The sequence below is a fragment of the Allobosea sp. NPDC055594 genome (assembly GCF_053618995.1).
Genome location: NZ_JBSHIO010000005.1, coordinates 123,011 through 143,287, shown reverse-complemented (window position 1 = coordinate 143,287; position 20,277 = coordinate 123,011). Strand labels below are relative to the sequence as shown.

Below are 20,277 nucleotides of genomic sequence, written 5' to 3'. Positions count from 1 at the left end.
TCGGCTCTGCCGCCGATTCCGCCCTTGCTTGCAGCGGCCCCGCCGGTCTAGATCGCCCCCTTCCCCTCCCTTCCGGGAAGCGAGCATTTCATGGCCGATCCGACCCCTCCCGTCGCCATCATCATGGGCAGCCAGTCCGACTGGGCGACCATGCGTCACGCCGCCGAGACGCTTTCCGCGCTCGAGATCGGGCATGAGGCGCTGATCGTCTCGGCACATCGCACGCCGGAGCGCCTGTTCGACTTCGCCAAGGGCGCCAAGGCCAGGGGCTACAAGGTCGTGATCGCCGGTGCCGGCGGCGCCGCCCACCTGCCCGGCATGGCGGCTTCGCTGACGCCGCTGCCCGTTTTCGGCGTGCCTGTCGAATCCAAGGCGCTTTCCGGGCAGGACAGCCTGCTCTCGATCGTACAGATGCCGGCCGGCATCCCCGTCGGAACGCTCGCCATCGGTCGCGCCGGCGCCGTCAACGCCGCCCTCCTCGCCGCCGCCGTTCTCGCGCTGAGCGACAGCGCTCTAGCCGAGCGCCTCGATGCCTGGCGCCGGCGCCAGAGCGAGGCCGTCGCGCTCCAGCCGGTGGACGGCCAATGAAACGCCCCAATTCCAGCGGACTTGCCCCCGGCGCCGTGCTCGGCATCCTCGGCGGCGGCCAGCTCGCCCGGATGCTGGCGCTGGCCGCGGCCGATCTCGGCGTCCGCGCCCATATCTTCGCACCCGAGCCTGACAGCCCGGCCTATGAGGTCGCGGCCCGCCACACCATCGGCGCCTATGAGGACGAAGCGGCTCTGGCGACCTTCGCCGACGCGGTCGATGTGGTGACCTACGAGTTCGAGAACGTTCCGGCGGCCACCGCCGCCTTCCTCGCGGCGCGCACCCCGCTGCACCCCGGCGCCCGGGCGCTCGCGGTGACGCAGGACCGCCTCAGCGAGAAGCGCTTCGTCTCTGAGCTCGGGCTCGCCGTCGCGCCTTTCCGCCCGGTCGATTCGCTGGCCGAGCTCGAGCAGGCCGTCGCTGCGCTCGGCCGGCCGAGCGTGCTGAAGACGCGCCGCTTCGGCTATGACGGCAAGGGCCAGGTCAAGATCGGCGCCGACACCGATCTCGCTCAGGCCTGGGAAGAGATCGGGCATTTCCCGGCCATTCTCGAAGGCTTCGTCAGCTTCGTCCGCGAGGTCTCGGTCGTCGCGGCCCGCGGGCTCGACGGCAGCTTCGCCGCCTTCGATGTCTGCGAGAACGAGCACCGCGATCACATCCTGGCGCTGACCAGCGTACCGGCGCGCCTCGGCACCGCAGCAGCCGCAACCGCGATCGATGCAGCCAGGCGGATCGGCGAGGCCCTCGGCTATGTCGGCGTCTTCGCCGTCGAGTTCTTCCTCGTCGAGACCAGCTCCGGCGAGCAGGTCGTGGTCAACGAGATCGCCCCGCGCGTCCATAATTCCGGCCACTGGACCAGCGAGGGCGCGCAGACCTCGCAATTCCACCAGCATATCCGCGCCGTCTGCGGCTTCCCGCTCGGCGCCACAACGCGGCGCGGCCATGTCACGATGGAGAACCTGATCGGCGACCGGGTCCATGACTGGCGCGCCATTTTGGCCGAGCCGAACGCGCATCTGCACCTTTATGGCAAGCGCGAGGCACGGCCGGGCCGCAAGATGGGGCATGTCACGCGCATCATGCCCGCGGTCGATTGAACGGCCTCGGAAAGGCCCGATAATCCGGCGTCATCATCCGATTTCCGTGGCGTTGCGGCGTGGACAGGGTCTAGGAATTCTGATATCGGCACGGCCGTTCTGGCAGGTTTTCGTCGAAGGCCAGCCGCCCACTATTCCGGCCAACCCAATAACCACGGACCAAAGACGTGCAGGTTCTCGTTCGGGACAATAATGTCGACCAGGCGCTGCGCGCGCTGAAGAAGAAGATGCAGCGCGAAGGCATCTTCCGCGAGATGAAGCTCCGCGGCCACTACGAGAAGCCCTCCGAGAAGAAGGCACGCGAGCAGGCCGAGGCCGTCCGCCGCGCCCGCAAACTGATCCGCAAGAAGCTCCAGCGCGAGGGCCTGCTGCCCGCGCCGGTGAAGCCGAAGCGCCCCTGAGCGGCCCCAACATCCGGCACCGGCTGCGGCCGGAACAGTCCTGATCCGTCATCCGACCTTCGCCCGCTTTCGCGGGCGTTGTTGCTTTTTCGAGCCGCGTTAACCAAAAGTTGTCACGCTTTCGGCGTTTGATCGCGGATCAGCGCTGCGCCGGGAGCGGGCGGCACAAGAAGGGACATGAGCCGAGAGTGATGAGACAGAGCATCTTCCGAGGCCGGAACTGGCTGGTCGCTATGGGCCTCGCCACCGCACTGGCCGGCTGCGACACGGTCAGCATGAACTCCGGCGCCGGGATCGCCGAGCTGCAGACCGAGAACACGGAAACGGCAAGCGTCAACATCGGCTCGCTGACCGAAGTCATCAACCGCAACCCGAACGATCCGCAGGCGTATAATACCCGGGGCGCCGCCTATGCTCGCATCGGCCGCTATTCGGACGCGATCTCCGATTTCGGCAAGGCGACCCAGCTCGACCCGAACTTCGCGCCGGCCTTCACCAATCGCGCGCTGGCCCTGCGCCAGACCGGCCGCAACGACGGCGCCCTGCAGGATTTCAACCGCGCCACCACCGCTAATCCGAATTACAGCCCGGCCTATATCGGCCGCGCCAATCTGCTGCGCGCTCAGGGCAACAGCCAGCAGGCGTTGGCCGATCTGAACACCGCGATCCGCCTCAATCCGGAATCGGCCGAGGCGTTCCATGCGCGCGGGCTGGTCTACCAGAAGGAGGGTCAGCACCAGCATGCCGTCACCGATTTCGACTCGGTGATCGACCGCAACCCTTACAACGCACCGCCCTATATCGCGCGCGGCCAGAGCCTGAACGCGCTCGGAAAGTATGAATCGGCGCTCGAGGACTTCACCGCCGCGCTGAACGTCGACAACCGCAACGCCGACGCTTGGGCCGGCCGCGGCTTCGCCTTCGAGAAACTCGGCAAGAAGACGGAGGCCAGCGAGGCCTATCAGCGCGCGCTCGGCCTCGACGGCAACAACCAGACCGCCCGCGCCGGCCAGAGCCGTCTCGGCGGCGGCGGCCTGTTCCGGATGTAGCGGCACCAGGTCGGCCGCCGCCGGCCTATAGCATCGGACCGAAAAGTGGAATCCACCTTTCGGAAAGCTCCGATGCGACAACACTGAGATAGATCGCCGTGACCGCGTCCGAACGGACGCGCGGCGATCTAAGGCGTCGCGGCGACCAGAATCTCGCTTCCGGTCAGCGCACCGGCCGCGGCATCGGCCAGGAAGCGCCGGATTTCCGGCACCGAGCCCTGCGAAACCAGATTTCCATGGTTTCCTTCCGGGAAGCGGACGAAACGCTTCGGCGCATTCGCCAGCGCAAACAGCGTCTCGCCCTGGCTATAGGGGATCACGGTGTCGCGCACGCCATGCAGGACCAGCACCGGCCCACGCACCTTGCCGATCGCCAGGTCCGAGCGGAACTGGTCGTGCATCAGCAGGGCGACCGGCACATAGGGATAGATCTGCTGTGCCACAGCGGCCGTCGACATATAGGGCGCCTCGAGGATCACGGCCCTGAGCGCTTTGCTGGCGGCGAGCTTGAGAATCACCCCGGTACCGAGCGATTCGCCATATCCGACCAGCCTGTCGGCGCCGAAGCGGGCCATGGCGGCGTCATAGGCGGCGAGCGCGTCCTGCTCAAGCCCCGCCTCGCTCGGCGCGCCCGTCGAGCCGCCATAGCCGCGATAGTTCACCGCGAACAGCCCGGTTCCGTCCTGGGTCAGCGCCCGAAAGCGTGCCTGCCGTCCCGGCCCGCCGAAATTCCCGGCATTGCCATGGAAGAACAGCAACACGGGCTTGCCCTCGCGCGGCGGCACCACCCAGGCGATCAGCGTCTCGCCATCGGCCGCGGTCAGCCGGACCTCCTCGACGCCGGGCAGATTGGCCGCGGCGATTTCGGCGCGCGCCGGATTGCGCGGATAGAGCAGATCGCGCTGCTTGACGTAGAGCAGGCCCAGCACGCCGGCATAGGCGCAGGCCAGGGCGACCGCGACGATGGCGAGGAGGCGCCTCATCGCAGCCGCTTGACCATTTCGACGGCATGCGGCGCGAAGCCGAAGCGCTGGTAGAGCCGCTCAGCGCCCGCATTGCCGGCGAGCACGCCGACACCCAGCGCCGCGACGCCCTGCCCGCGCGCGTAGCGCTCCGCCTCGCCCAGAAGCGCCGCAGCGACGCGGCGTCCGCGATAGGGCTCGCCGACCACCAGAGTGGTGACATAGGCCTGCCGCCGCAGCTCGGCGCGCAGGAACGGCCCGCCATTGGTCAGGACGCAACAGACATAGCCGGCGACCGCGCCGTCAATCAGCGCGACCAGCGCCACACCGCCGCGGCTGGCCATCTGCTTCTCGTCATCGGCGAGGCAGGCCTCGGCATCTTCCCGCTCGAGCGCACGGTCGCCGGAGACGGTCTGCTCATGGCGGTTGAGTTCCCAGTGCAAGGCGATGACCGCCTCGCGGTCCTGCGGTTCGAAAGAGCGGATCGGCAGTTCAGGCATGGAGCTTCCAACAAAAAAAGGGCCGGCATGGAAGCCGGCCCTTTGCGTCATTGCTATGGCGGGCGCTCAGTGCGCCATCGCCTTGACGATCTCGTCGGTGACCTTCTTGGCGTCGCCGAACAGCATCATCGTATTGGGGCGGAAGAACAGCTCGTTCTCGACGCCGGCATAGCCGGCCGCCATGCCGCGCTTGATGAACAGCACGGTCTTGGCCTTCTCGACGTCGAGGATCGGCATGCCATAGATCGGCGAGGACTTGTCGGTCTTGGCAGCCGGGTTGGTAACGTCGTTGGCACCGATGACGAAGGCGACGTCGGCTTGGCCGAACTCGGAGTTGATGTCCTCGAGCTCGAAGACCTCGTCATAGGGCACATTGGCTTCCGCCAGCAGCACGTTCATATGGCCGGGCATGCGGCCCGCCACCGGATGGATCGCGTACTTGACCTCGACGCCCTCCTTCTTGAGGAGGTCCGCCATCTCGCGCAGCGCGTGCTGGGCCTGCGCCACCGCCATGCCATAGCCCGGAACGATCAGGACCTTGCCGGCATTCTTCATGATGTAGGCGGCATCGTCGGGCGAGCCCTGCTTGACCGGGCGCGCTTCCACCGCGCCACCCGGACCGGCCGCGGCATCGTCGCCGCCGAAGCCGCCGAGGATGACGGAGATGAAGCTCCGGTTCATCGCCTTGCACATGATGTAGGACAGGATCGCGCCGGAGGAGCCGACCAGCGCGCCGGTGATGATCAGCGCCATGTTGCCGAGCGTGAAGCCGATGCCCGCCGCCGCCCAACCCGAATAGGAGTTCAGCATCGAGACGACGACCGGCATGTCCGCGCCGCCGATCGGGATGATCAGCAGGATGCCGAGGGCGAAGGAGACCAGCACGATCAGCCAGAACAGGACATGGCTTTCCGTCTGCAGGAAGATCAGCAGCATCACCACGAGCGCGATGCCGAGGCCGATATTGATGGCATGGCGTTGCGGCAGCATGATCGGCTTGCCGCTCATGCGCCCGTCGAGCTTGAGGAAGGCGATGATCGAACCGGTGAAGGTGATCGCGCCGATGGCGACGCCGAGCCCCATCTCGAACAGGCTGGCGCCCTTGATCTTGCCGACCTGGCCGATGCCGAAGGCTTCGGGCGCATAGAGCGCGGCGGCTGCCACCAGCACGGCGGCGAGGCCGACCAGCGAGTGGAAGAAGGCGACGAGCTGCGGCATCTGGGTCATCTGCACGCGCTTGGCCATGAAGGCGCCGATGCCGCCGCCGATGGCGATGCCGAGGATGACGAGCAGCCAGCCGGAGAAGCCGGCCGGCGGATAGAAGATCACCGTGGTCAGCACGGCGATCGCCATGCCGACCATGCCGTAGAGATTGCCCTGGCGCGAGGTCGTCGGATGCGACAGCCCGCGCAGGGCCATGATGAAGAGGACGCCCGAGACGACGTAGAGCAGGGCGGAGAGGTTCGCGGCCATGCGCTCAGCCCTTCTTCTTGTACATCGCGAGCATACGCTCTGTGACGAGGAAGCCGCCGAAGATGTTCACGGAGGCGAGCACGAGGGCGACGAAGCCGAATACCTTGGCCCAGAGCGGGCCGTCGCCCAAAGCGGGCGCAGCCTGGACGCCGACCGCGAGCAGCGCGCCGACGACGATGACCGAGGAGATCGCGTTGGTGACCGACATCAGCGGCGTGTGCAGGGCCGGTGTCACCGACCAGACCACGTAGTAGCCGACGAAGACGGCGAGGACGAAGATGGCGAGGCGGAAGACCGTCGGGTCGACGCCGGTCGCGGCGCCGGCGGCGTGCGCCGCCTGCTCGGCGTACTTCTCGGCGAGCTCGGCGGCCTGCTTGGCAAGCGCAGCGGCTGAGCGGGCCTGTTCGAGCGCCTGTTCGGGGGTCGGATTAGCCATGGTTTGACACTCCCTCGTCGACCGCTCAGGCCTTGGCCGCGAAATTCGGATGGATGACGGCGCCGTCCCTGGTCAGGCAGGTCGCCTTGACGAGTTCGTCATCCCAGTTCACCGCAAGCTTCCTCTCCTTCTTGTCGATCAGGGTCTCGACGAAGGCGAAGAGGTTCTTGGCGTAGAGGCTGGACGAGGTCGCCGGCAGCCGGCCCGGCACGTTGAGATGGCCGACGATCTTGACGCCATTGGCGGTCGTCACCGTCTCGCCGGGCTTGGCAAGCTCGCAATTGCCGCCGCGCTCGACCGCGAGGTCGACGATCACCGAGCCCGCCTTCATGCTCTCGACCATCGCGGCCGAAATCAGCTTCGGCGCCGGCCGTCCGGGAATCAGCGCGGTGGTGATGACGATGTCCTGCTTGGCGATATGGCTCGCCGTCAGCTCGGCCTGCTTGGCCTGATACTCCTTGGACATCTCCTTGGCGTAGCCGCCGGCGGTCTGCGCCTGCTTGAACTCCTCGTCCTCGACAGCGAGGAACTTGGCGCCGAGCGATTCGACCTGTTCCTTGGTCGCCGGCCGGACGTCGGTCGCGGTGACGATCGCGCCCATGCGGCGCGCGGTGGCGATCGCCTGCAGGCCGGCGACGCCGACGCCCATGATGAAGATCTTCGCCGCCGGCACGGTGCCTGCAGCGGTCATCATCATCGGCAGCGCCCGGCCATACTCGGCCGCGGCGTCGACAACGGCGCGGTAGCCGGCGAGGTTCGCCTGCGAGGACAGAACGTCCATCACCTGCGCACGCGTGATGCGCGGCATGAACTCCATGGCGAAGGCGGCGACATTGGCCTTGGCCAGAGCCTCGACCTGCGCTTCGCTGCCATAGGGATCCATGATGCCGACCACGAGCGCACCGGCGGGCAGTCCGGCGATCTCGGCCTCGGCCGGACGGCGCACCTTCAGCACGATCGTCGCGCCGGCGAGCGTTTCGGCCGCGCCTGCCGCGGTTTTTGCGCCAGCCGCCTCATAGTCCGCATCGCTGATGCCGGAAGCAGCGCCGGCACCTTTCTCAACCACGACCTCGGCACCGAGGCCGATGAACTTACGGACGGTTTCCGGCGTCGCGGCGACGCGGGTCTCCGCCCCTTGCGTTTCCGCGGGGACAGCAATGCGCATGGGAGGCCGGGCCTTTCAGGCTTTACAGGAGGAGGAGCGCGAGCAGCATCAGACCGAACGGAACGGCAGGCGCGCGCCAGCCCACCGACGGCGCGGCGATGCCGATACCGGTGCTGATCAGCGTCAGCAGCGTGCCGATGATCGCGGTGCCCCAGGCATGCTTGGTGCCGCCGACGGCCAGCGCCGTGACGATGGCTAGGCAGGCGATCGTGGCGATCTCGGCGAAGCGCACGAAGCCATGATAGGTGCCCTCGTGCTCCGCATAGTCCATCTGCGGAATGTCGGCGGCGTGCTGTCCGTGGTCGGCCATGAAAAATGGTCCCTGCTCGATAAAAATCCTGTTGCCCTGTAGCGCACTGGCGCGGCCGATGGCAACGCATGACACCATGCCGTTTGCCTCATCCCTAGGCAATCACCGGGGAAAGCGACGTGACGTCAGGGGGTGCCGCCGGAAAGCTTCGCCGCACCTTGCTTCAAGGCAGCAGATCGGCGGGAATCCTGGCCGGCTCATAGGTCCGGGGCGCGTTCCTCTGGACCCAGCGGAAATAGCCCGAGACGAAGGCGAAGCCGACGAAGATGACCCAGAGCATGCTCAATTCGCCGGTCATCGCCAGCAGCACGAGCGGCAGAGCGACCATCAGCAGCCCCATGACGATCAGCATCACCTGGATGAAGGCGATGCGCGCCTCGCTGACCCCGGAGGAATAGCGGACCTTGCCGGGCAGGCGCATGGCGAGCGTCGCGTGCAGGTCCTCCAGGAAGGCGCGGTAGGTCTGGTTACGCTCCTCGTCGGCATAGCCATAGGCGGTATTGGAGCTGACGATCAGCGGCGGCGCCCCCGAGAACGCGATCAAACAGGTGCCGAAATCGCCCTGCCGGGCGATATGCACCGTCGACAGATGCACGCCGGAGATCTCGGAGAACGGCCTGGCGACCTCGCCTTGCGGCGTGCTCCAGAACAGGAGATCACCGTCCAGCCCGACGCCTTCATCGCTCTGCTTCAGCACGAAACCGCCCGGGCCGCGCCGCACGAACAATTCGTAGCGGCGGCGCTCGCCGCCCGTCTTCGCCTCGGCCTCCGCGCCCTGCCTGGCCATGTCCGCCCCCTGCCGCACTGCACGAGCCTTGTGCCGGCATGAGGCAATATGGCGCAGGTGCTCAGGCTGCGGCCAGCCCCGCCGCGGAAAGGGCCGCGCCCTGCGCGCCGGCGACCCGCGCCACGCTGAAATTCTCGATCTCCTGCTCGAACAGCCGGTGGAAATTCAGCTCTGCGTCGAGATGCAGGAAGACGCCGCCGAGCCCGATCGCGGCGCGGTCCATGAAGACGAATTCGCGCGGCACCGTCACCGGCCCGCGCGCCTTCAGCGCGCTGTGGACCTGGAAGGCCTGCTTGCGGCCATATTCGGCCGGGCTGACGCCCTCGGCGATCCGGCGCGTGCGATCCTCCAGCAGCGGCCCATAGATGAAGCGCGCCCAGATGTTCAGCGTGTCGATCAGCTCCTTGGTCAGTGCCTTGAAGCCCCAGACCTCGTAGGCATGCACGACACGCGCCTCGTCACCTTCGAGCAGGCCGCGATAGAGGTCGACGACGCCGCCGACGAAGCTCGGCGGAAAGATCCGGATGCAGCCATAATCGAGCAGGTTGATGCCTTCAGGCTCGCCGCCTTCCTGGAAGACGGTGTAGTTCCCGAGATGCGGGTCGCCATGGATGACGCCGTGGTGGCTGAAGGGCCGCCACCAGGCCCGGAACATCGCAGTCGAAATCCGGTCCCGAACCGCCTGGCTCGCCTGCTTGTGGGCGAGGATCTTGTCGCCATCGAGCCAGTGCATGGTCAGCAGCCGCCGCGTCGACAATTCGGCGACCACGCCCGGCACCCGCACCTCCGGCGTTTCGGCGAGCATGCGCTGGTAGAGGGCGACGTGCCTGGCCTCGCGCCGGTAGTCGAGTTCCTCGCGAACGCGGGCGCTGATCTCCTTGGCGATCTCGCTGGTGTCGATCACCGCGCCCATGCGCCGGTGCAGGCCGAACAGGATTTCGAGCTGGGCGATATCGGCCTCGACCGCCGATTCCATGTCGGGATACTGCAGCTTGCAGGCCAGAGGCGCTCCATCGAGCGAGGTGGCGCGGTGCACCTGGCCGAGCGAGGCTGCCGCCGCCGGCTTCAGCTCGAACGCGCCGAAGCGCTCGCGCCAGTTAGCCCCGAGTTCGGCCTGCATGCGGCGCTTGACGAAGGCCGCGCCCATTGGGGGCGCCTCCGATTGCAGCTTCTGCAGCTCGGCGGCGTATTCGGGCGGCACGACGTCCGGAATCGTCGCGACGAGCTGCGCCACCTTCATCAGCGGCCCCTTCAGGCCGCCGAGCGCCTTGGCCAGCGCCTCGGCATTGGTCGCGTTGCGGCCTTCGAGCCCGAACAGCTTCGTGCCGGCGATCCGCGCCGCAACCCCGCCGACATTGGCGCCGACGCGGGCATAGCGCGCGGCGCGGGCGGAAAATCGGTTGGCTTCGCTATCGCGTTCGGACATCGGGTCTCGCTGGGCCTGAGCGGGCTTGTCCGGCCAATGTAGGTGGCGCCCCGGCCAAGCTCCAGCCCTCGTCGCCCCCAGAGCCGGCTCAGCCCGGCGCCAGCCCCGGCCAGTAATGCCCGTTCGCCGTCGGGCGCTTGCCGAAGATCGCCTGCCCGACCCTGACCACGTCGGCGCCTTCCTCGATCGCCGCTTCGAAATCGCCGGACATGCCCATGGAGAGCTCGCCGAGGCCCGGATGCAGCTGCACCGCCTCGTCGCGGAGCCGGCGCAGCAGGCGAAAACAGGGTCGCACCCGCTCCATCTCGTCGCTGAACAGCGCCAAGGTCATCAGCCCGCGCGGCCTGAGCCTGGGGAAGTCCGGCAGCGCCGCGACGAAATCGCGCAAGGCATCGGGATGCAGCCCGTATTTGCTCTCCTCGCCCGAGGTATTGACCTGGACATAGACGTCGAGGCTGCGCCCTTCCGCCGCCAGCCGGGCGTCGAGCAGCGCCGCGAGCTTCAGGCTGTCCAGAGCATGAAACTCGACGGCAAAATGGGTCAGGTTGCGGACCTTGTTGCTCTGCAGATGACCGACGATGCTCCACGCCACCGGCAGGTCGGCGAGCGCCTCCTGCTTGCCCTGCGCCTCCTGGATCTTGTTCTCGCCGAACCGGTCGAGGCCGGCGGCGAAGGCATGGCGCAGCATCTGCGCCGGCACGGTCTTGCTGATCGGCAGCAGCCGCACCGAATCCGGATCGCGCCCGGCACGCCGGCAGGCCGCGGCAATGCGCTCGCGGACAGCGGCGAGATTCTGCCTGAACATGGTCTCGGGATCGGAGCCGAAGCGGGCTTCGAGCTCCCCCGAAACCGATGCGACGATGTTCATGCCACGCCTCCTTCAGCCACCAGCTCGGCCACGACATGGTCGCTAGCGCGCTCGCCCTGGCGCAGGCCGGCGACGACGCCGGAGCGGTCCTCGGCGCTGCGGTTCTGGCTCATCTTGCGCTTGCCCACGAGCCGCGTGATCGGCATGCGCAGCCCGACGATGCCGCGCAGCTGCGCCGCGATGAAGGGCTCCGGCGCATCCGACACCGCCCAGGCTTCGATCCGGGGCCGCTCGTACAGATTCGTCAGGCGCGTGACCGCCGCGCGCAGCCGCTCCGGATCCTCGAAGAACTCGACCGGTCCCGAGGCCTGCACCGCGATGTAATTCCAGGTCGGCACGACCTTGCCGTGCTCGCGCTTGGCCGCATACCAGCTCGGCGTGACATAGGCGTCCGGCCCCATGAAAATCGCCATGGCCTCGCCCAGAACCGGTACCTGCCATTGCGGGTTGGGCCTGGCGATATGTCCATAAAGCGTGCCGAAAGCCCCCTCGCTCTCGTCGAGAAACAGCGGCAACGGCGTCGCCATCGGCCCCTCCGCCGTCGCCGTGACAAAATTGCAGAGGCGGGCGGCGCGCATCAGAGCGTGCAGGGCGGCGGTATCGTCTTCGCGGAAGGCTGGCGGTGTGTACATGACTGATCCTGTCGAACAGGCGCAGGATAGGAAGATACTGGACCGCATGAAACGTCCAGTTTATAGATTTTTACCTGGTCCAGTTGACAAGGTGGCGATGTGATCTCGGCTCGGCCCCAGCGCGCGCGGGACATCTACGCCGCGCTGAAGGCGCAGATCGGCACCGGCGTCTATCGCCCCGGCGCCTGCCTGCCCTCGACCCGCACGCTCGCCACCGAGCTCGGCGTATCCCGTACCACCGTGACGGCCGCCTATGAGCAGCTCCATTCGGAAGGCTTCATCACCGGCCGCCAGGGCGCTCGCGCCCGTGTCGCAGCCATGCCCGCAGCAGCCAAGCCGGAAACGCCCGGCGATGGCGTGAACGCGGCAAGGCCGGCCCTCTCCCGCTTCGGCGAACGCATCGCGGCGATGGCCCTGCCAGCGCGCCCACCAGGGTCGGCCGGGCTCGTCGCCGATTTCCGCTATGGCGACCTCGCCTCCACCGACTTCCCAGCCGATATCTGGAAACGGGCCGTCGCCATGGCGGCGAGCCGTCGGCCACAGCGGCTGAGCTATGACGCCCCGGCGGGCGCGGAAGAACTGCGCCAGGCCCTTCAGGGCTATCTCTGGCGGGCCCGCAGCCTGCGCTGCGAGATGGAGCAGATCGTCATCGTCAACGGCTCGCAGCAGGGGCTCGACCTTTGCGCCCGGCTTCTGCTCGAACCCGGCGAGAGCTTCGTCGTCGAGGATCCCTGCTATGGCATGGCGCGGCAGGTCTTCGCCGCGGCGGGTGGCGTCGCGATTCCGGTCGAGGCCGATCAGGACGGGCTCCGGACCGACCGGCTCGCCTCACTTTCCGCCCGGCTCGCCTATGTCACGCCCTCGCACCAGTATCCGCTCGGCGGGGTGATGCCGGTCGCCCGCCGGCTCGAACTGCTCGCCTGGGCTCGCCGCTGCGGCGCCTGTATCGTCGAGGACGATTACGACAGCGAATACCGTTACGATATCGCCCCGGTTCCGCCGCTCCACGCGCTCGCCGAGGGCAGCGAGATCATCTATCTCGGCACCGTCTCCAAGGCGCTCTCGCCGACGATCCGGCTCGGCTATCTCGTCCTGCCGCCGGCCCTCGCCCCCATCTTCACCACCGCCAAGGCGTTGGCCGATCGTCACGCGCCCGGACTCGAGCAGCAGGCGCTGACGATCCTGCTCGAAAGCGGGGCCTATGAGCGCCATATCCGCCGCAGCCGGCGGCGCAATGCCGAGCGGCGGGCCACCCTGCTCGCTGCGCTCTCCCGCCGGCTCGGTGACCGCATCGTCGTCTCCGGCGCCGATGCCGGCCTGCATGTCGTCCTCTGGTTCCGCGACATCGGGGCCGCGGATGAACTCGCCTTCGTCGCGCGGGGGCGCGAGCGCGGCATCGGCGTCTACCCGATCGGCCCGCTCTACATGTCCCCCGAAACCGCCGCCCGGCCGGACATGGCCGGCCTCGTCATCGGTTATGCCAGCGTCGAGCCGCAGGAGATCGAGCGCGGCGTCGCAATCCTGGCCGAACTTGTCGAGGCGTTCAGCCGCGCGCCTTGAGGTCGGCGCGCACTTCGGCAGTGCTCGCCGGCCGGCCTCCCGCCGCCTCGACGCGGGCGACCAGCTCGGCGATCAACGCGCGATTGCTGCGCGTCTCGCCGAAATGCGCATCCTCCAGCCCGGCGCGGACATGAACACCGCGCGCCACCGCGTGCGGGATCAGCTCGCCGAGCTCGACGCCGAGCCCGGCGATCATCACCGGAGCGCCGGGCGCACATTCGTCGAGCAAGGCAAGATGCGCTTCGAGTCCGAAGAGCTTCGGCGGAAAGCCCCAGGCGAAGGCATCGGAGAACATCAGCCGGTAGATCGGCATCGGCATGCCCGGATAGGCCTTGGCCAGCCCGGCACCGAGCCGGGTGAAGCCCGGCTCGTAGATCGCGAAGCTCGGATGGACCTTGTGGCGCTGCGCCACCTCCATACCCTCGCGGATATGCTCGCCCGGATTCTGGTAGATGAAGCCGGCCTCGCCCTCGGGCATGCCGGCATAGGTCATCCAGTTGCAGGAGCCGGGATCGAGCACGCCCCATTCGACGAGCCCACGCTTCGCAAGCTCCTCGAGATGCGTGTAGCGGCCGGAACCGTGCATGTCGCCAGCGTAACCAGAGCCCATGATCGGGATGGTCGGATAGACGATGGCATCGACCTTCGCCCGTATGCCTTCTATCGCCCGGGCATAGAGCCCCCAGTCGTCGCGCTGACGGCCGGTCTCAACGTCGTAGACATGCAGATGGACAATCGCCGCCCCGGCCTCGACGGCCGCGATCCCGTCAGCGACGATCTCCTCGATCGCGATCGGGATGCCGGGCTGGCGCTCCTTGCCCCAGGGACCGTTGATCGCGGCCTCGACCCAGATCGGCATCTTCATTCCCTTACTCCTCCCAGCGCTGTCGCGAACACGTCAGCGTCCCCTCCTCGGCGCCCAACGTCTCGAGCGCAAGCCTCGTCAGGGACGTCTGACCTGCCGGCGCCCCAAACAGTACGGCCCGGAACGGCGCCAGTCCTGCACCGTTCCGGGCCGCGATATCGTTTGCCACTCGCGTCGGAAGCGGCGAAAGTCAGAGAGCTCTTTCGATCGCGCTGCCCAAACCGGCGCAGCGCGTCCGCTCACTCGCCCTTGTTGACCGAAATCGGCTTCAGGGCGTTGTCGGGCAGGCCGTATTTGGCGATCAGCGCATCATAGGTGCCGTTCGCCTGCAGCCGCTCCAGCGCGCCCTTGACCGCATCGCGCAGCTGGCCGCCCTCGGCCGTCTTCGGGAACGGAATGCCGGCGAGCGAACGGGTGAAGGGCGTGCCGAGCACCACATAGGTGTTGGGCTCGAGCTTCTGGTTGTGGCTCATCGTCTCGCTGCCCTGGACGCCGCCTTGCAGGCGCTGCGTCTTGAGCTGGGTACGCGCATCGACCGAGCCTTCCGTCCCGACCACGTTGATCGCCGGCTTGCCCTTGGCGACGCAGTTGGCCTCGCTCCACTCGCCGATCTGACGGGGCCAGTTGGTCGAGCGGCTGGCGCCGACGGTCTTGCCGCAGAGGTCCTCGGGCGTCTTGATCGAGCCAGCGAGCGCCGTCACCGTGTAGAACTGCGCACCCGAGACCAGGTAGTTGACGAAATCGGCGGTCTCGCGGCGGGCCGGCAGGTCGCTCATCCCGGCCATCACCATGTCGACACGGCCGGTCTGCAGCGAAGGCAGCATCTGGGCGAAGGCGGTCTCCTGCCACTCGGCCTTGACGCCCAGTTCCTTGGCGATCGCCTCGCCGAGCTCGTAATCGAAGCCGGTCATCGTGTTGGTCGCCGGGTCCTTGTAGACGATCGGCGCGTAGTTCGGCTGGGTGGCGATGACGATCTTGCCGGCGTTCTTGATGCGGTCCGGCAGGGCCTGGGCCTGGGCGGCGAGCGCGGTGCCGGCGAGGAGCGCGGCGGCGAGCGAAAGACGAAGCATGGTGATCTCCCTGTTTTCTCAGGCTGAACTGGCCTGGCTTGAACTCACTTGAGGACGGCGGCGATGAAGTCGCGGGTCCTGGCCTGGCTCGGCGCAACCAGTACCTGCTGCGGATGGCCACGCTCGACGATCTCGCCCTTGTCCATGAAGACGACGTCGCTGGCGACCTCGCGGGCGAAGCCGAGCTCATGGGTGACGACGATCATTGTCATGCCGCTCGCGGCGAGATCGCGCATCACCGCGAGCACCTCGCCGACGAGCTCTGGATCGAGCGCCGAGGTCGGCTCGTCGAACAGCATCAGCTTCGGCTTCATGGCGAGCGCCCTTGCGATCGCGATGCGCTGCTGCTGGCCGCCCGAAAGCTCGATCGGGTAGGAATTGCGCTTCTCCGAGAGGCCGACGCGGGCGAGCAGCTTCTCGGCCTCCGCCACCGCTTCCTGTCGCGGCCGCTTCAGCACCGTGACCGGGCCCTCGATGATGTTCTCGAGCACCGTCATATGGTTGAACAGGTTGAAGCGCTGGAAGACCATGCCGGTCGTAAGACGCTGCCGCGCGATCTCGGCATCGCTCAGCTCGTGCAGCTCATTGCCCTTGATCCGGTATCCGATCAGCTCGCCATCGACCCAGATCGCGCCCTGGTCGATCTTCTCGAGCTGGTTGATGCAGCGCAGCAGCGTGCTCTTGCCGGAGCCGGACGGCCCGATGATGCACTGCACGGCCCCCGGCGCGATGGTCAGCGAGACATCGTTCAGCGCCCGCAACTCGCCGAAGCGCTTGGTGACGTTGGCGGCGGTGACAATGGCCTCCTTGGCGGCAGCGCTCATGCCCCGGCCTCCTCGGCAACCTGGGCTTTGGCGCGGCGGCCACCGCGGCCCTTGGAGAAATGGCGCTCCAGGAAGAACTGGCCGATCTGCAGGAGCGTGACGACGATCAGATACCAGCCGGCGGCGACGATCAGCAGCTCGATGACACGGGCATTGGCATAATAGATCGTCTGCGCATTGCGCAGGATCTCGGAGAACTGGATCACGCTGGCGATCGAGGTCAGCTTGACCATGCTGATCACCTCGTTGCCGACCGGCGGGATGATCACCCGCATCGCCTGCGGCAGCACGATCCGGCGCAGCGTCGTCAGGCGAGTCATGCCGATCGACTTGGCGGCTTCCGTCTGGCCGACATCGACCGAGAGGATGCCGCCGCGCACGACTTCCGCCGTATAGGCCCCCTGGTTCATGCCGAGCCCGAGCAAGGTCGCCATGAATGGCCCGATCACGTCGATGGTGCGCCATTCGATAACGCCGGGAATGCCGATCGTCGGGAAGACCAGTGCCAGGTTGAACCAGAGCAGGAGTTGCAGCAGCAGCGGCGTGCCGCGGAAGAACCAGATGTAGAACAGCGCGACGCCGCGCAGCACCGGATTCGGCGACATGTACATGATCGCGAAGATCACGCCGAGCGCGATGCCGAGCGCCATGGCACAAACCGTCATGATGATGGTGTTGACGAGGCCGCTGAGAATGGCGGGCGCCGTGAAGAACTGCCCGACCACCTTCCAGTCGATCTGCCCTTCGGCGAAGGCCTTGATGATCCAGGCGAGCACCAGGATGATCAGCGCGGCCGCGACCCAGCGTCCATAATAGCGGCGCGGCACGAGCTTCAGGCCGGCGATCCCGGCGATATCCCGCCCTATTCCAATTCCGACTGCGCTGGTCATTTCTGCGCTCCGCGCGTCCAATCTTCAAAAGCTGCGAGCCAGAGGCGGAAACGGGCGATCTGCTCGGCCACGCGCACTGGCGCCGTGCCGCCGAAACCGCTGCGGGCGGCCACCGCAGCATCAAGGGTGAGACAGGCCCTTACATCCTCCGTAAGGCGTGGATCAATGGCGCCGAGCTCGACCGCCTCGAGTTGCTCCAGCTCGCGCCCCATTTCCTCGCAATAGCGCACCAGCGATCCGGAGATCTCATGTGCCTCGGCGAAGGGCACGCCCTTGCGCGCCAGATAATCGGCAACCTCGGTGGCGAGCGCGAAGCCGGCGCCGGCCTGGGCCCGCATCACCTCCGGCCGCGCTTCCATCGTCTCGATCATGCCGGCGAAGGCCGGCAGCACCTCGCCAAGCACGTCGACCGCATCGAAGGCGGAGCGCTTATCTTCGGCGAGATCGCGATTATAGGCCAGCGGCAGCCCCTTCAGCGCGCCGAGCATGGCGACGAGATCGCCGGTGAGCCGCGCCGCCCGCCCGCGCGAAAGCTCGGCGATATCCGGGTTCTTCTTCTGCGGCATGATCGAGGAGCCGGTAGCAAAGGCATCGTCGAGCACGACCCAGCCGAACTGGCGCGAGGTCCAGAGCGTCACCTCCTCCGCCAGCCGGGAGAGATTGGTCGCCAGCATGGCGGCGACGAACAGGAACTCCGCGACATGGTCGCGTGCGCCGACGGCGTCGACCGAGTTCTCGCAGGGACCGTCATAGCCGAGCGCCTGCGCGCTCAGTTCGGGGGTCAGGGCGATCGCCGAGCCGGCCAGCGCCGCCGCCCCGAGTGGCGACTGGGTCGAGCGCCTGTCCCAGTCCTGCAGGCGCGTCGCATCGCGCGACAGCGCCTGACCATGCGCCATCAGCCAATGGCCGAAGGTCACCGGCTGGGCGCTCTGCAGATGGGTGAAGCCGGGGCAGACGGACGCAGAATGCCGCTCGGCCTGGCCGGCCAGCGCCTCCAGCAATTCGGCCAGCATTGCGCCGATCAGCCGCGACTGCTCGCGCAGATAGAGCTTGAGGTTGTTGGCGGCCTGGTCGTTGCGCGAGCGACCGGCCCTGAGCTTGGCACCGGTCGCGCCGATCCGCGCCGTCAGCACGCGCTCGATGAAGGTGTGGATATCCTCGTCCTCGGGCCCGGGGACCAGCGTCCCGGCGGCGAATTCGCCGGCGATGGCGTCGAGTGTCGCCACGATCAGCTTCGTCTCGTCGGCGCTCAGCAACCCGGCCCGCTCCAGCTCGGCCGCATGGGCCTTGCCGCCGGCGATATCCTGGGGCGCGAGGCGCGAATAGGCGCCGGCCGCGCTGGATAGCCGCATCATCCGCGGGTCCGGCGGCTTGCGGAAGCGGCCACCCCAGAGGCGCGTGGTCTGATTCATGCTGATGGTCTCCCCTTGATGCGACACTGTCCCCTTGACCGCGAACCCGGCAAACGAAACGATCTCCGGCAGGATAGTCGCAAAAGGAATATCTGATTGGCCAGCCCGAATCTCCCGCCCTCGACCACGGCGCTTCGGGTCTTCCTTGCCGTAGCGCGGCTGGGATCGACGGCGAAGGCCGCTTCAGCCGTGCACCTGACCCAGAGCGCGGTCTCCAAGCAGATCCAGGCGCTGGAGGAGCATCTCGGCATCGCGCTTTTCGAGCGTAGCCCGGCCGGGCTGAAGGCGACGGAGGCCGGCACGATCTACCGGCCCTATGCCGAAGCGGCGATCGAGCAGATGGCGCGCGGCGCCCGGCGCCTCGCCGAGCGAACCGCGCTCGGACGCCCGATCCGGCTGCATCTCGTCGCCATCGCCGGCGAGCGCTGGCTGATGGAGCGTTTTCCGAGCTTCGCCCAGGCCCATCCCGAGATCGACGTGCAGTTCACCAATTTCGTCAGCGAGAACGAGACCGAAGACCCCGATATCGACATCGTTCACGGCGCCGGTCCCTGGCCGGATCGCGAGGCGCATTATCTGTTCGGCCGGCAGGTCGCGCTCGTCGCAGCCCCGGCCCTGCTGGAGCGGATGGGCGGCTTCAGCCGTGCGGCGGATATCCAGAAAATGACCCTGCTGCAGCATTTCCAGATGCCGGCCTTCTGGGCCGAGTTCACCGAGGCGCATGGGCTGCGCGGCGCGGTCCCGGCCCACACCGTGCGCTATGGCTATTATTCGGTGATCATCCGCGCCGCAGTGGCCGGGCTCGGCGTCGCACTGGCGCCACGCTGCTATGTCGCGGAGGAGCTGGCGTCCGGCGCGCTCGTCAATCCGCTCGGTCTCGGCTTTGACAGCGCCGTCGGCTGCTGGATGACCCTCAATCCGCGCGGCCAGCCCGGCCCCGGCATCGAGGCGCTGGTCGGCTGGCTGCGCGCGGAAGCGGCCCGCTTCGAGGCGGAGGCCGGCGGTTGAGGCCGGCCGAGCCTTGCTCTAAACGAAGCCGCCCGGCACTCCAGATGGCGAAGGCACGATGCGCATTGCCGTGACCGGCACCACCGGACAGCTCGTTCGATCCCTGATCGCCATGGCCCCTTCGGCGAAGGTCGAAGTCGTCGCCATCGGCCGGCCCAAGCTCGACCTGACGCGCCCCGACGAGATCCACAAGACCCTCGAGCAAGCCCGGCCCGACTGCATCGTCAATGCCGCCGCCTATACCGCGGTCGACAAGGCCGAGAGCGAGCCGGAGCTGGCAATGGCGATCAACGCCGCCGGTGCGGGTGCCGTCGCCGCGGCCGCGGCAGCGCTTCGGCTGCCGCTGGTCCAGATCTCCACCGACTATGTCTTCGACGGCGCCCTCTCCCGTCCCTGGCGCGAGGATGACGCAACCAGCCCGCTCGGCGCCTATGGCCGCTCCAAGCTCGCCGGCGAACAGGCCGTCGCAGCGGCAGGTGACAACCACGCCATCCTGCGCACGGCCTGGGTCCACAGCCCCTATGGCGGGAATTTCGTGAAGACCATGCTGCGGCTCGCCGAAAGCCGCGAGGAGCTCGGCATCGTCGCCGACCAGTTGGGCACGCCGACCTATGCACCGGCCCTTGCCGACGCCGTGATCGCAATTGCACGCCGTCTTGCCGCCGAACCCCGGGATGCCGGGCTGCGCGGCGTCTTCCATGTCGCCGGCAGCGGCGAGACGAGCTGGGCTGGCCTCGCCGAAGCGGTCTTCGCGGCCTCGGCGAGGCTCGGCGGCCCTTCCGCGCGGGTCAGGCCGATCGCGACAGCCGAATACCCGACCCCGGCCCGCCGGCCCGCTAATTCCCGGCTCGATTGCGGGCTGCTCGCAGCGCGCTACGGCTTGCGCCTGCCGCCCTGGCAGGTCTCCGTCGAGGACTGCGTGGCCCGGCTGCTCACCGGCTCCGAATGCTGAAG

The 20,277-nt window shown here is 67.7% G+C and carries 22 protein-coding genes; 7 read left to right on the top strand and 15 right to left on the bottom strand.

The genetic code is table 11. The features are described from left to right. Positions 1-90 precede the first annotated feature (90 nt). From purE to ACWGRX_RS12240, 4 genes are all read left to right on the top strand, one after another. Positions 91-588 (top strand): 5-(carboxyamino)imidazole ribonucleotide mutase, encoded by a 498-nt coding sequence (gene purE / locus ACWGRX_RS12255; RefSeq protein WP_452117755.1) that lies wholly within the window; start codon positions 91-93, stop codon positions 586-588. Further along, positions 585-1,685: a 5-(carboxyamino)imidazole ribonucleotide synthase gene (locus ACWGRX_RS12250; RefSeq protein ID WP_452117754.1), complete on the top strand. Its 1,101-nt coding sequence runs from the start codon at positions 585-587 to the stop codon at positions 1,683-1,685. The genes purE and ACWGRX_RS12250 overlap by 4 nt, the downstream gene beginning before the upstream one ends. Positions 1,686-1,852: 167 nt before the next feature. After that, positions 1,853-2,086 carry a 30S ribosomal protein S21 gene (rpsU, locus tag ACWGRX_RS12245; RefSeq protein ID WP_291636905.1) on the top strand — a complete coding sequence of 78 codons (234 nt, stop codon included), beginning with the start codon at positions 1,853-1,855 and terminating at the stop codon, positions 2,084-2,086. A 191-nt stretch (positions 2,087-2,277) separates the two neighbouring features. Then, a complete protein-coding gene (locus ACWGRX_RS12240; protein ID WP_291636903.1) occupies positions 2,278-3,135 on the top strand; it encodes a tetratricopeptide repeat protein in 858 nt (285 codons plus the stop codon). 128 nt (positions 3,136-3,263) lie between these two features. On the opposite strand, the gene ACWGRX_RS12235 is transcribed toward ACWGRX_RS12240, so the two are convergent. The 10 genes from ACWGRX_RS12235 to ACWGRX_RS12190 form a co-directional block, all read right to left on the bottom strand. Next, a complete protein-coding gene (locus ACWGRX_RS12235; protein ID WP_452117753.1) occupies positions 3,264-4,118 on the bottom strand; it encodes an alpha/beta hydrolase in 855 nt (284 codons plus the stop codon). Beyond that, positions 4,115-4,597, bottom strand: coding sequence for a GNAT family N-acetyltransferase (locus ACWGRX_RS12230; protein ID WP_452117752.1), 483 nt, complete (start codon positions 4,595-4,597; stop codon positions 4,115-4,117). The genes ACWGRX_RS12235 and ACWGRX_RS12230 overlap by 4 nt, the downstream gene beginning before the upstream one ends. Before the next feature lie 66 nt (positions 4,598-4,663). Further along, a complete protein-coding gene (locus ACWGRX_RS12225) occupies positions 4,664-6,070 on the bottom strand; it encodes an NAD(P)(+) transhydrogenase (Re/Si-specific) subunit beta (RefSeq protein WP_291636897.1) in 1,407 nt (468 codons plus the stop codon). Between the two features lie 4 nt (positions 6,071-6,074). Next, a complete protein-coding gene (locus ACWGRX_RS12220; RefSeq protein ID WP_291636894.1) occupies positions 6,075-6,506 on the bottom strand; it encodes an NAD(P) transhydrogenase subunit alpha part 2 in 432 nt (143 codons plus the stop codon). Between the two features lie 25 nt (positions 6,507-6,531). Further along, complete coding sequence (locus ACWGRX_RS12215) at positions 6,532-7,671, bottom strand: Re/Si-specific NAD(P)(+) transhydrogenase subunit alpha (protein WP_291646952.1); 1,140 nt, start codon at positions 7,669-7,671, stop codon at positions 6,532-6,534. A 22-nt stretch (positions 7,672-7,693) separates the two neighbouring features. Further along, the gene (locus ACWGRX_RS12210; RefSeq protein WP_291636890.1) at positions 7,694-7,981 is read right to left on the bottom strand and encodes an aa3-type cytochrome c oxidase subunit IV; all 288 of its coding nucleotides are present in this window, start codon (positions 7,979-7,981) and stop codon (positions 7,694-7,696) included. Between the two features lie 163 nt (positions 7,982-8,144). Further along, entirely contained in the window at positions 8,145-8,768 is a 624-nt protein-coding gene (locus ACWGRX_RS12205; protein ID WP_452117751.1) for a hypothetical protein, read from the bottom strand. Positions 8,769-8,829: 61 nt separating this feature from the next. Then, a complete protein-coding gene (locus tag ACWGRX_RS12200) occupies positions 8,830-10,194 on the bottom strand; it encodes an ABC1 kinase family protein (protein WP_452117750.1) in 1,365 nt (454 codons plus the stop codon). A gap of 88 nt (positions 10,195-10,282) precedes the next feature. Beyond that, positions 10,283-11,062: a YggS family pyridoxal phosphate-dependent enzyme gene (locus tag ACWGRX_RS12195; RefSeq protein ID WP_452117749.1), complete on the bottom strand. Its 780-nt coding sequence runs from the start codon at positions 11,060-11,062 to the stop codon at positions 10,283-10,285. Then, a complete protein-coding gene (locus ACWGRX_RS12190; RefSeq protein ID WP_452117748.1) occupies positions 11,059-11,694 on the bottom strand; it encodes an FMN-binding negative transcriptional regulator in 636 nt (211 codons plus the stop codon). Before ACWGRX_RS12190 ends, ACWGRX_RS12195 begins: the two co-directional genes overlap by 4 nt. A 99-nt stretch (positions 11,695-11,793) precedes the next feature. On the opposite strand from ACWGRX_RS12190, the gene pdxR reads away from it, so the two are divergent. Next, complete coding sequence (pdxR, locus tag ACWGRX_RS12185; protein WP_452117747.1) at positions 11,794-13,254, top strand: MocR-like pyridoxine biosynthesis transcription factor PdxR; 1,461 nt, start codon at positions 11,794-11,796, stop codon at positions 13,252-13,254. Here the strand turns inward: pdxR and ACWGRX_RS12180 are convergent. The 5 genes from ACWGRX_RS12180 to argH all read right to left on the bottom strand — a co-directional run bounded on the left by ACWGRX_RS12180 (position 13,238) and on the right by argH (position 18,315). Beyond that, entirely contained in the window at positions 13,238-14,119 is an 882-nt protein-coding gene (locus tag ACWGRX_RS12180) for a beta-keto acid cleavage family enzyme (protein WP_452117746.1), read from the bottom strand. The genes pdxR and ACWGRX_RS12180 overlap by 17 nt on opposite strands. Positions 14,120-14,358: 239 nt before the next feature. Then, positions 14,359-15,189 (bottom strand): ABC transporter substrate-binding protein, encoded by an 831-nt coding sequence (locus ACWGRX_RS12175; RefSeq protein WP_291636873.1) that lies wholly within the window; start codon positions 15,187-15,189, stop codon positions 14,359-14,361. A gap of 44 nt (positions 15,190-15,233) precedes the next feature. Then, the gene (locus ACWGRX_RS12170; protein WP_291636871.1) at positions 15,234-16,013 is read right to left on the bottom strand and encodes an amino acid ABC transporter ATP-binding protein; all 780 of its coding nucleotides are present in this window, start codon (positions 16,011-16,013) and stop codon (positions 15,234-15,236) included. Next, positions 16,010-16,903, bottom strand: a complete 894-nt coding sequence (locus ACWGRX_RS12165) for an amino acid ABC transporter permease (RefSeq protein WP_291636870.1) — start codon at positions 16,901-16,903, stop codon at positions 16,010-16,012. Before ACWGRX_RS12165 ends, ACWGRX_RS12170 begins: the two co-directional genes overlap by 4 nt. Continuing rightward, a complete protein-coding gene (gene argH / locus ACWGRX_RS12160; protein ID WP_452117745.1) occupies positions 16,900-18,315 on the bottom strand; it encodes an argininosuccinate lyase in 1,416 nt (471 codons plus the stop codon). The genes ACWGRX_RS12165 and argH overlap by 4 nt, the downstream gene beginning before the upstream one ends. A 96-nt stretch (positions 18,316-18,411) precedes the next feature. On the opposite strand from argH, the gene ACWGRX_RS12155 reads away from it, so the two are divergent. Together ACWGRX_RS12155 and rfbD are read left to right on the top strand one after the other, a co-directional pair. Further along, positions 18,412-19,323: a LysR substrate-binding domain-containing protein gene (locus ACWGRX_RS12155; protein WP_291646964.1), complete on the top strand. Its 912-nt coding sequence runs from the start codon at positions 18,412-18,414 to the stop codon at positions 19,321-19,323. A gap of 58 nt (positions 19,324-19,381) precedes the next feature. After that, the gene (gene rfbD, locus ACWGRX_RS12150) at positions 19,382-20,275 is read left to right on the top strand and encodes a dTDP-4-dehydrorhamnose reductase (protein ID WP_452117744.1); all 894 of its coding nucleotides are present in this window, start codon (positions 19,382-19,384) and stop codon (positions 20,273-20,275) included. Positions 20,276-20,277: the final 2 nt, after the last annotated feature.

Bases quoted from the DNA above. Each gene is read 5' to 3' on its own strand.
- purE (WP_452117755.1), top strand. From the start codon at position 91: ATGGCCGATCCGACCCCTCCCGTCGCCATCATCATGGGCAGCCAGTCC.
- ACWGRX_RS12250 (WP_452117754.1), top strand. From the start codon at position 585: ATGAAACGCCCCAATTCCAGCGGACTTGCCCCCGGCGCCGTGCTCGGC.
- ACWGRX_RS12240 (WP_291636903.1), top strand. From the start codon at position 2,278: ATGAGACAGAGCATCTTCCGAGGCCGGAACTGGCTGGTCGCTATGGGC.
- ACWGRX_RS12235 (WP_452117753.1), bottom strand. From the start codon at position 4,118: ATGAGGCGCCTCCTCGCCATCGTCGCGGTCGCCCTGGCCTGCGCCTAT.
- ACWGRX_RS12230 (WP_452117752.1), bottom strand. From the start codon at position 4,597: ATGCCTGAACTGCCGATCCGCTCTTTCGAACCGCAGGACCGCGAGGCG.
- ACWGRX_RS12225 (WP_291636897.1), bottom strand. From the start codon at position 6,070: ATGGCCGCGAACCTCTCCGCCCTGCTCTACGTCGTCTCGGGCGTCCTC.
- ACWGRX_RS12220 (WP_291636894.1), bottom strand. From the start codon at position 6,506: ATGGCTAATCCGACCCCCGAACAGGCGCTCGAACAGGCCCGCTCAGCC.
- ACWGRX_RS12215 (WP_291646952.1), bottom strand. From the start codon at position 7,671: ATGCGCATTGCTGTCCCCGCGGAAACGCAAGGGGCGGAGACCCGCGTC.
- ACWGRX_RS12210 (WP_291636890.1), bottom strand. From the start codon at position 7,981: ATGGCCGACCACGGACAGCACGCCGCCGACATTCCGCAGATGGACTAT.
- ACWGRX_RS12205 (WP_452117751.1), bottom strand. From the start codon at position 8,768: ATGGCCAGGCAGGGCGCGGAGGCCGAGGCGAAGACGGGCGGCGAGCGC.
- ACWGRX_RS12200 (WP_452117750.1), bottom strand. From the start codon at position 10,194: ATGTCCGAACGCGATAGCGAAGCCAACCGATTTTCCGCCCGCGCCGCG.
- ACWGRX_RS12195 (WP_452117749.1), bottom strand. From the start codon at position 11,062: ATGAACATCGTCGCATCGGTTTCGGGGGAGCTCGAAGCCCGCTTCGGC.
- ACWGRX_RS12190 (WP_452117748.1), bottom strand. From the start codon at position 11,694: ATGTACACACCGCCAGCCTTCCGCGAAGACGATACCGCCGCCCTGCAC.
- ACWGRX_RS12180 (WP_452117746.1), bottom strand. From the start codon at position 14,119: ATGAAGATGCCGATCTGGGTCGAGGCCGCGATCAACGGTCCCTGGGGC.
- ACWGRX_RS12175 (WP_291636873.1), bottom strand. From the start codon at position 15,189: ATGCTTCGTCTTTCGCTCGCCGCCGCGCTCCTCGCCGGCACCGCGCTC.
- ACWGRX_RS12170 (WP_291636871.1), bottom strand. From the start codon at position 16,013: ATGAGCGCTGCCGCCAAGGAGGCCATTGTCACCGCCGCCAACGTCACC.
- ACWGRX_RS12165 (WP_291636870.1), bottom strand. From the start codon at position 16,903: ATGACCAGCGCAGTCGGAATTGGAATAGGGCGGGATATCGCCGGGATC.
- argH (WP_452117745.1), bottom strand. From the start codon at position 18,315: ATGAATCAGACCACGCGCCTCTGGGGTGGCCGCTTCCGCAAGCCGCCG.
- rfbD (WP_452117744.1), top strand. From the start codon at position 19,382: ATGCGCATTGCCGTGACCGGCACCACCGGACAGCTCGTTCGATCCCTG.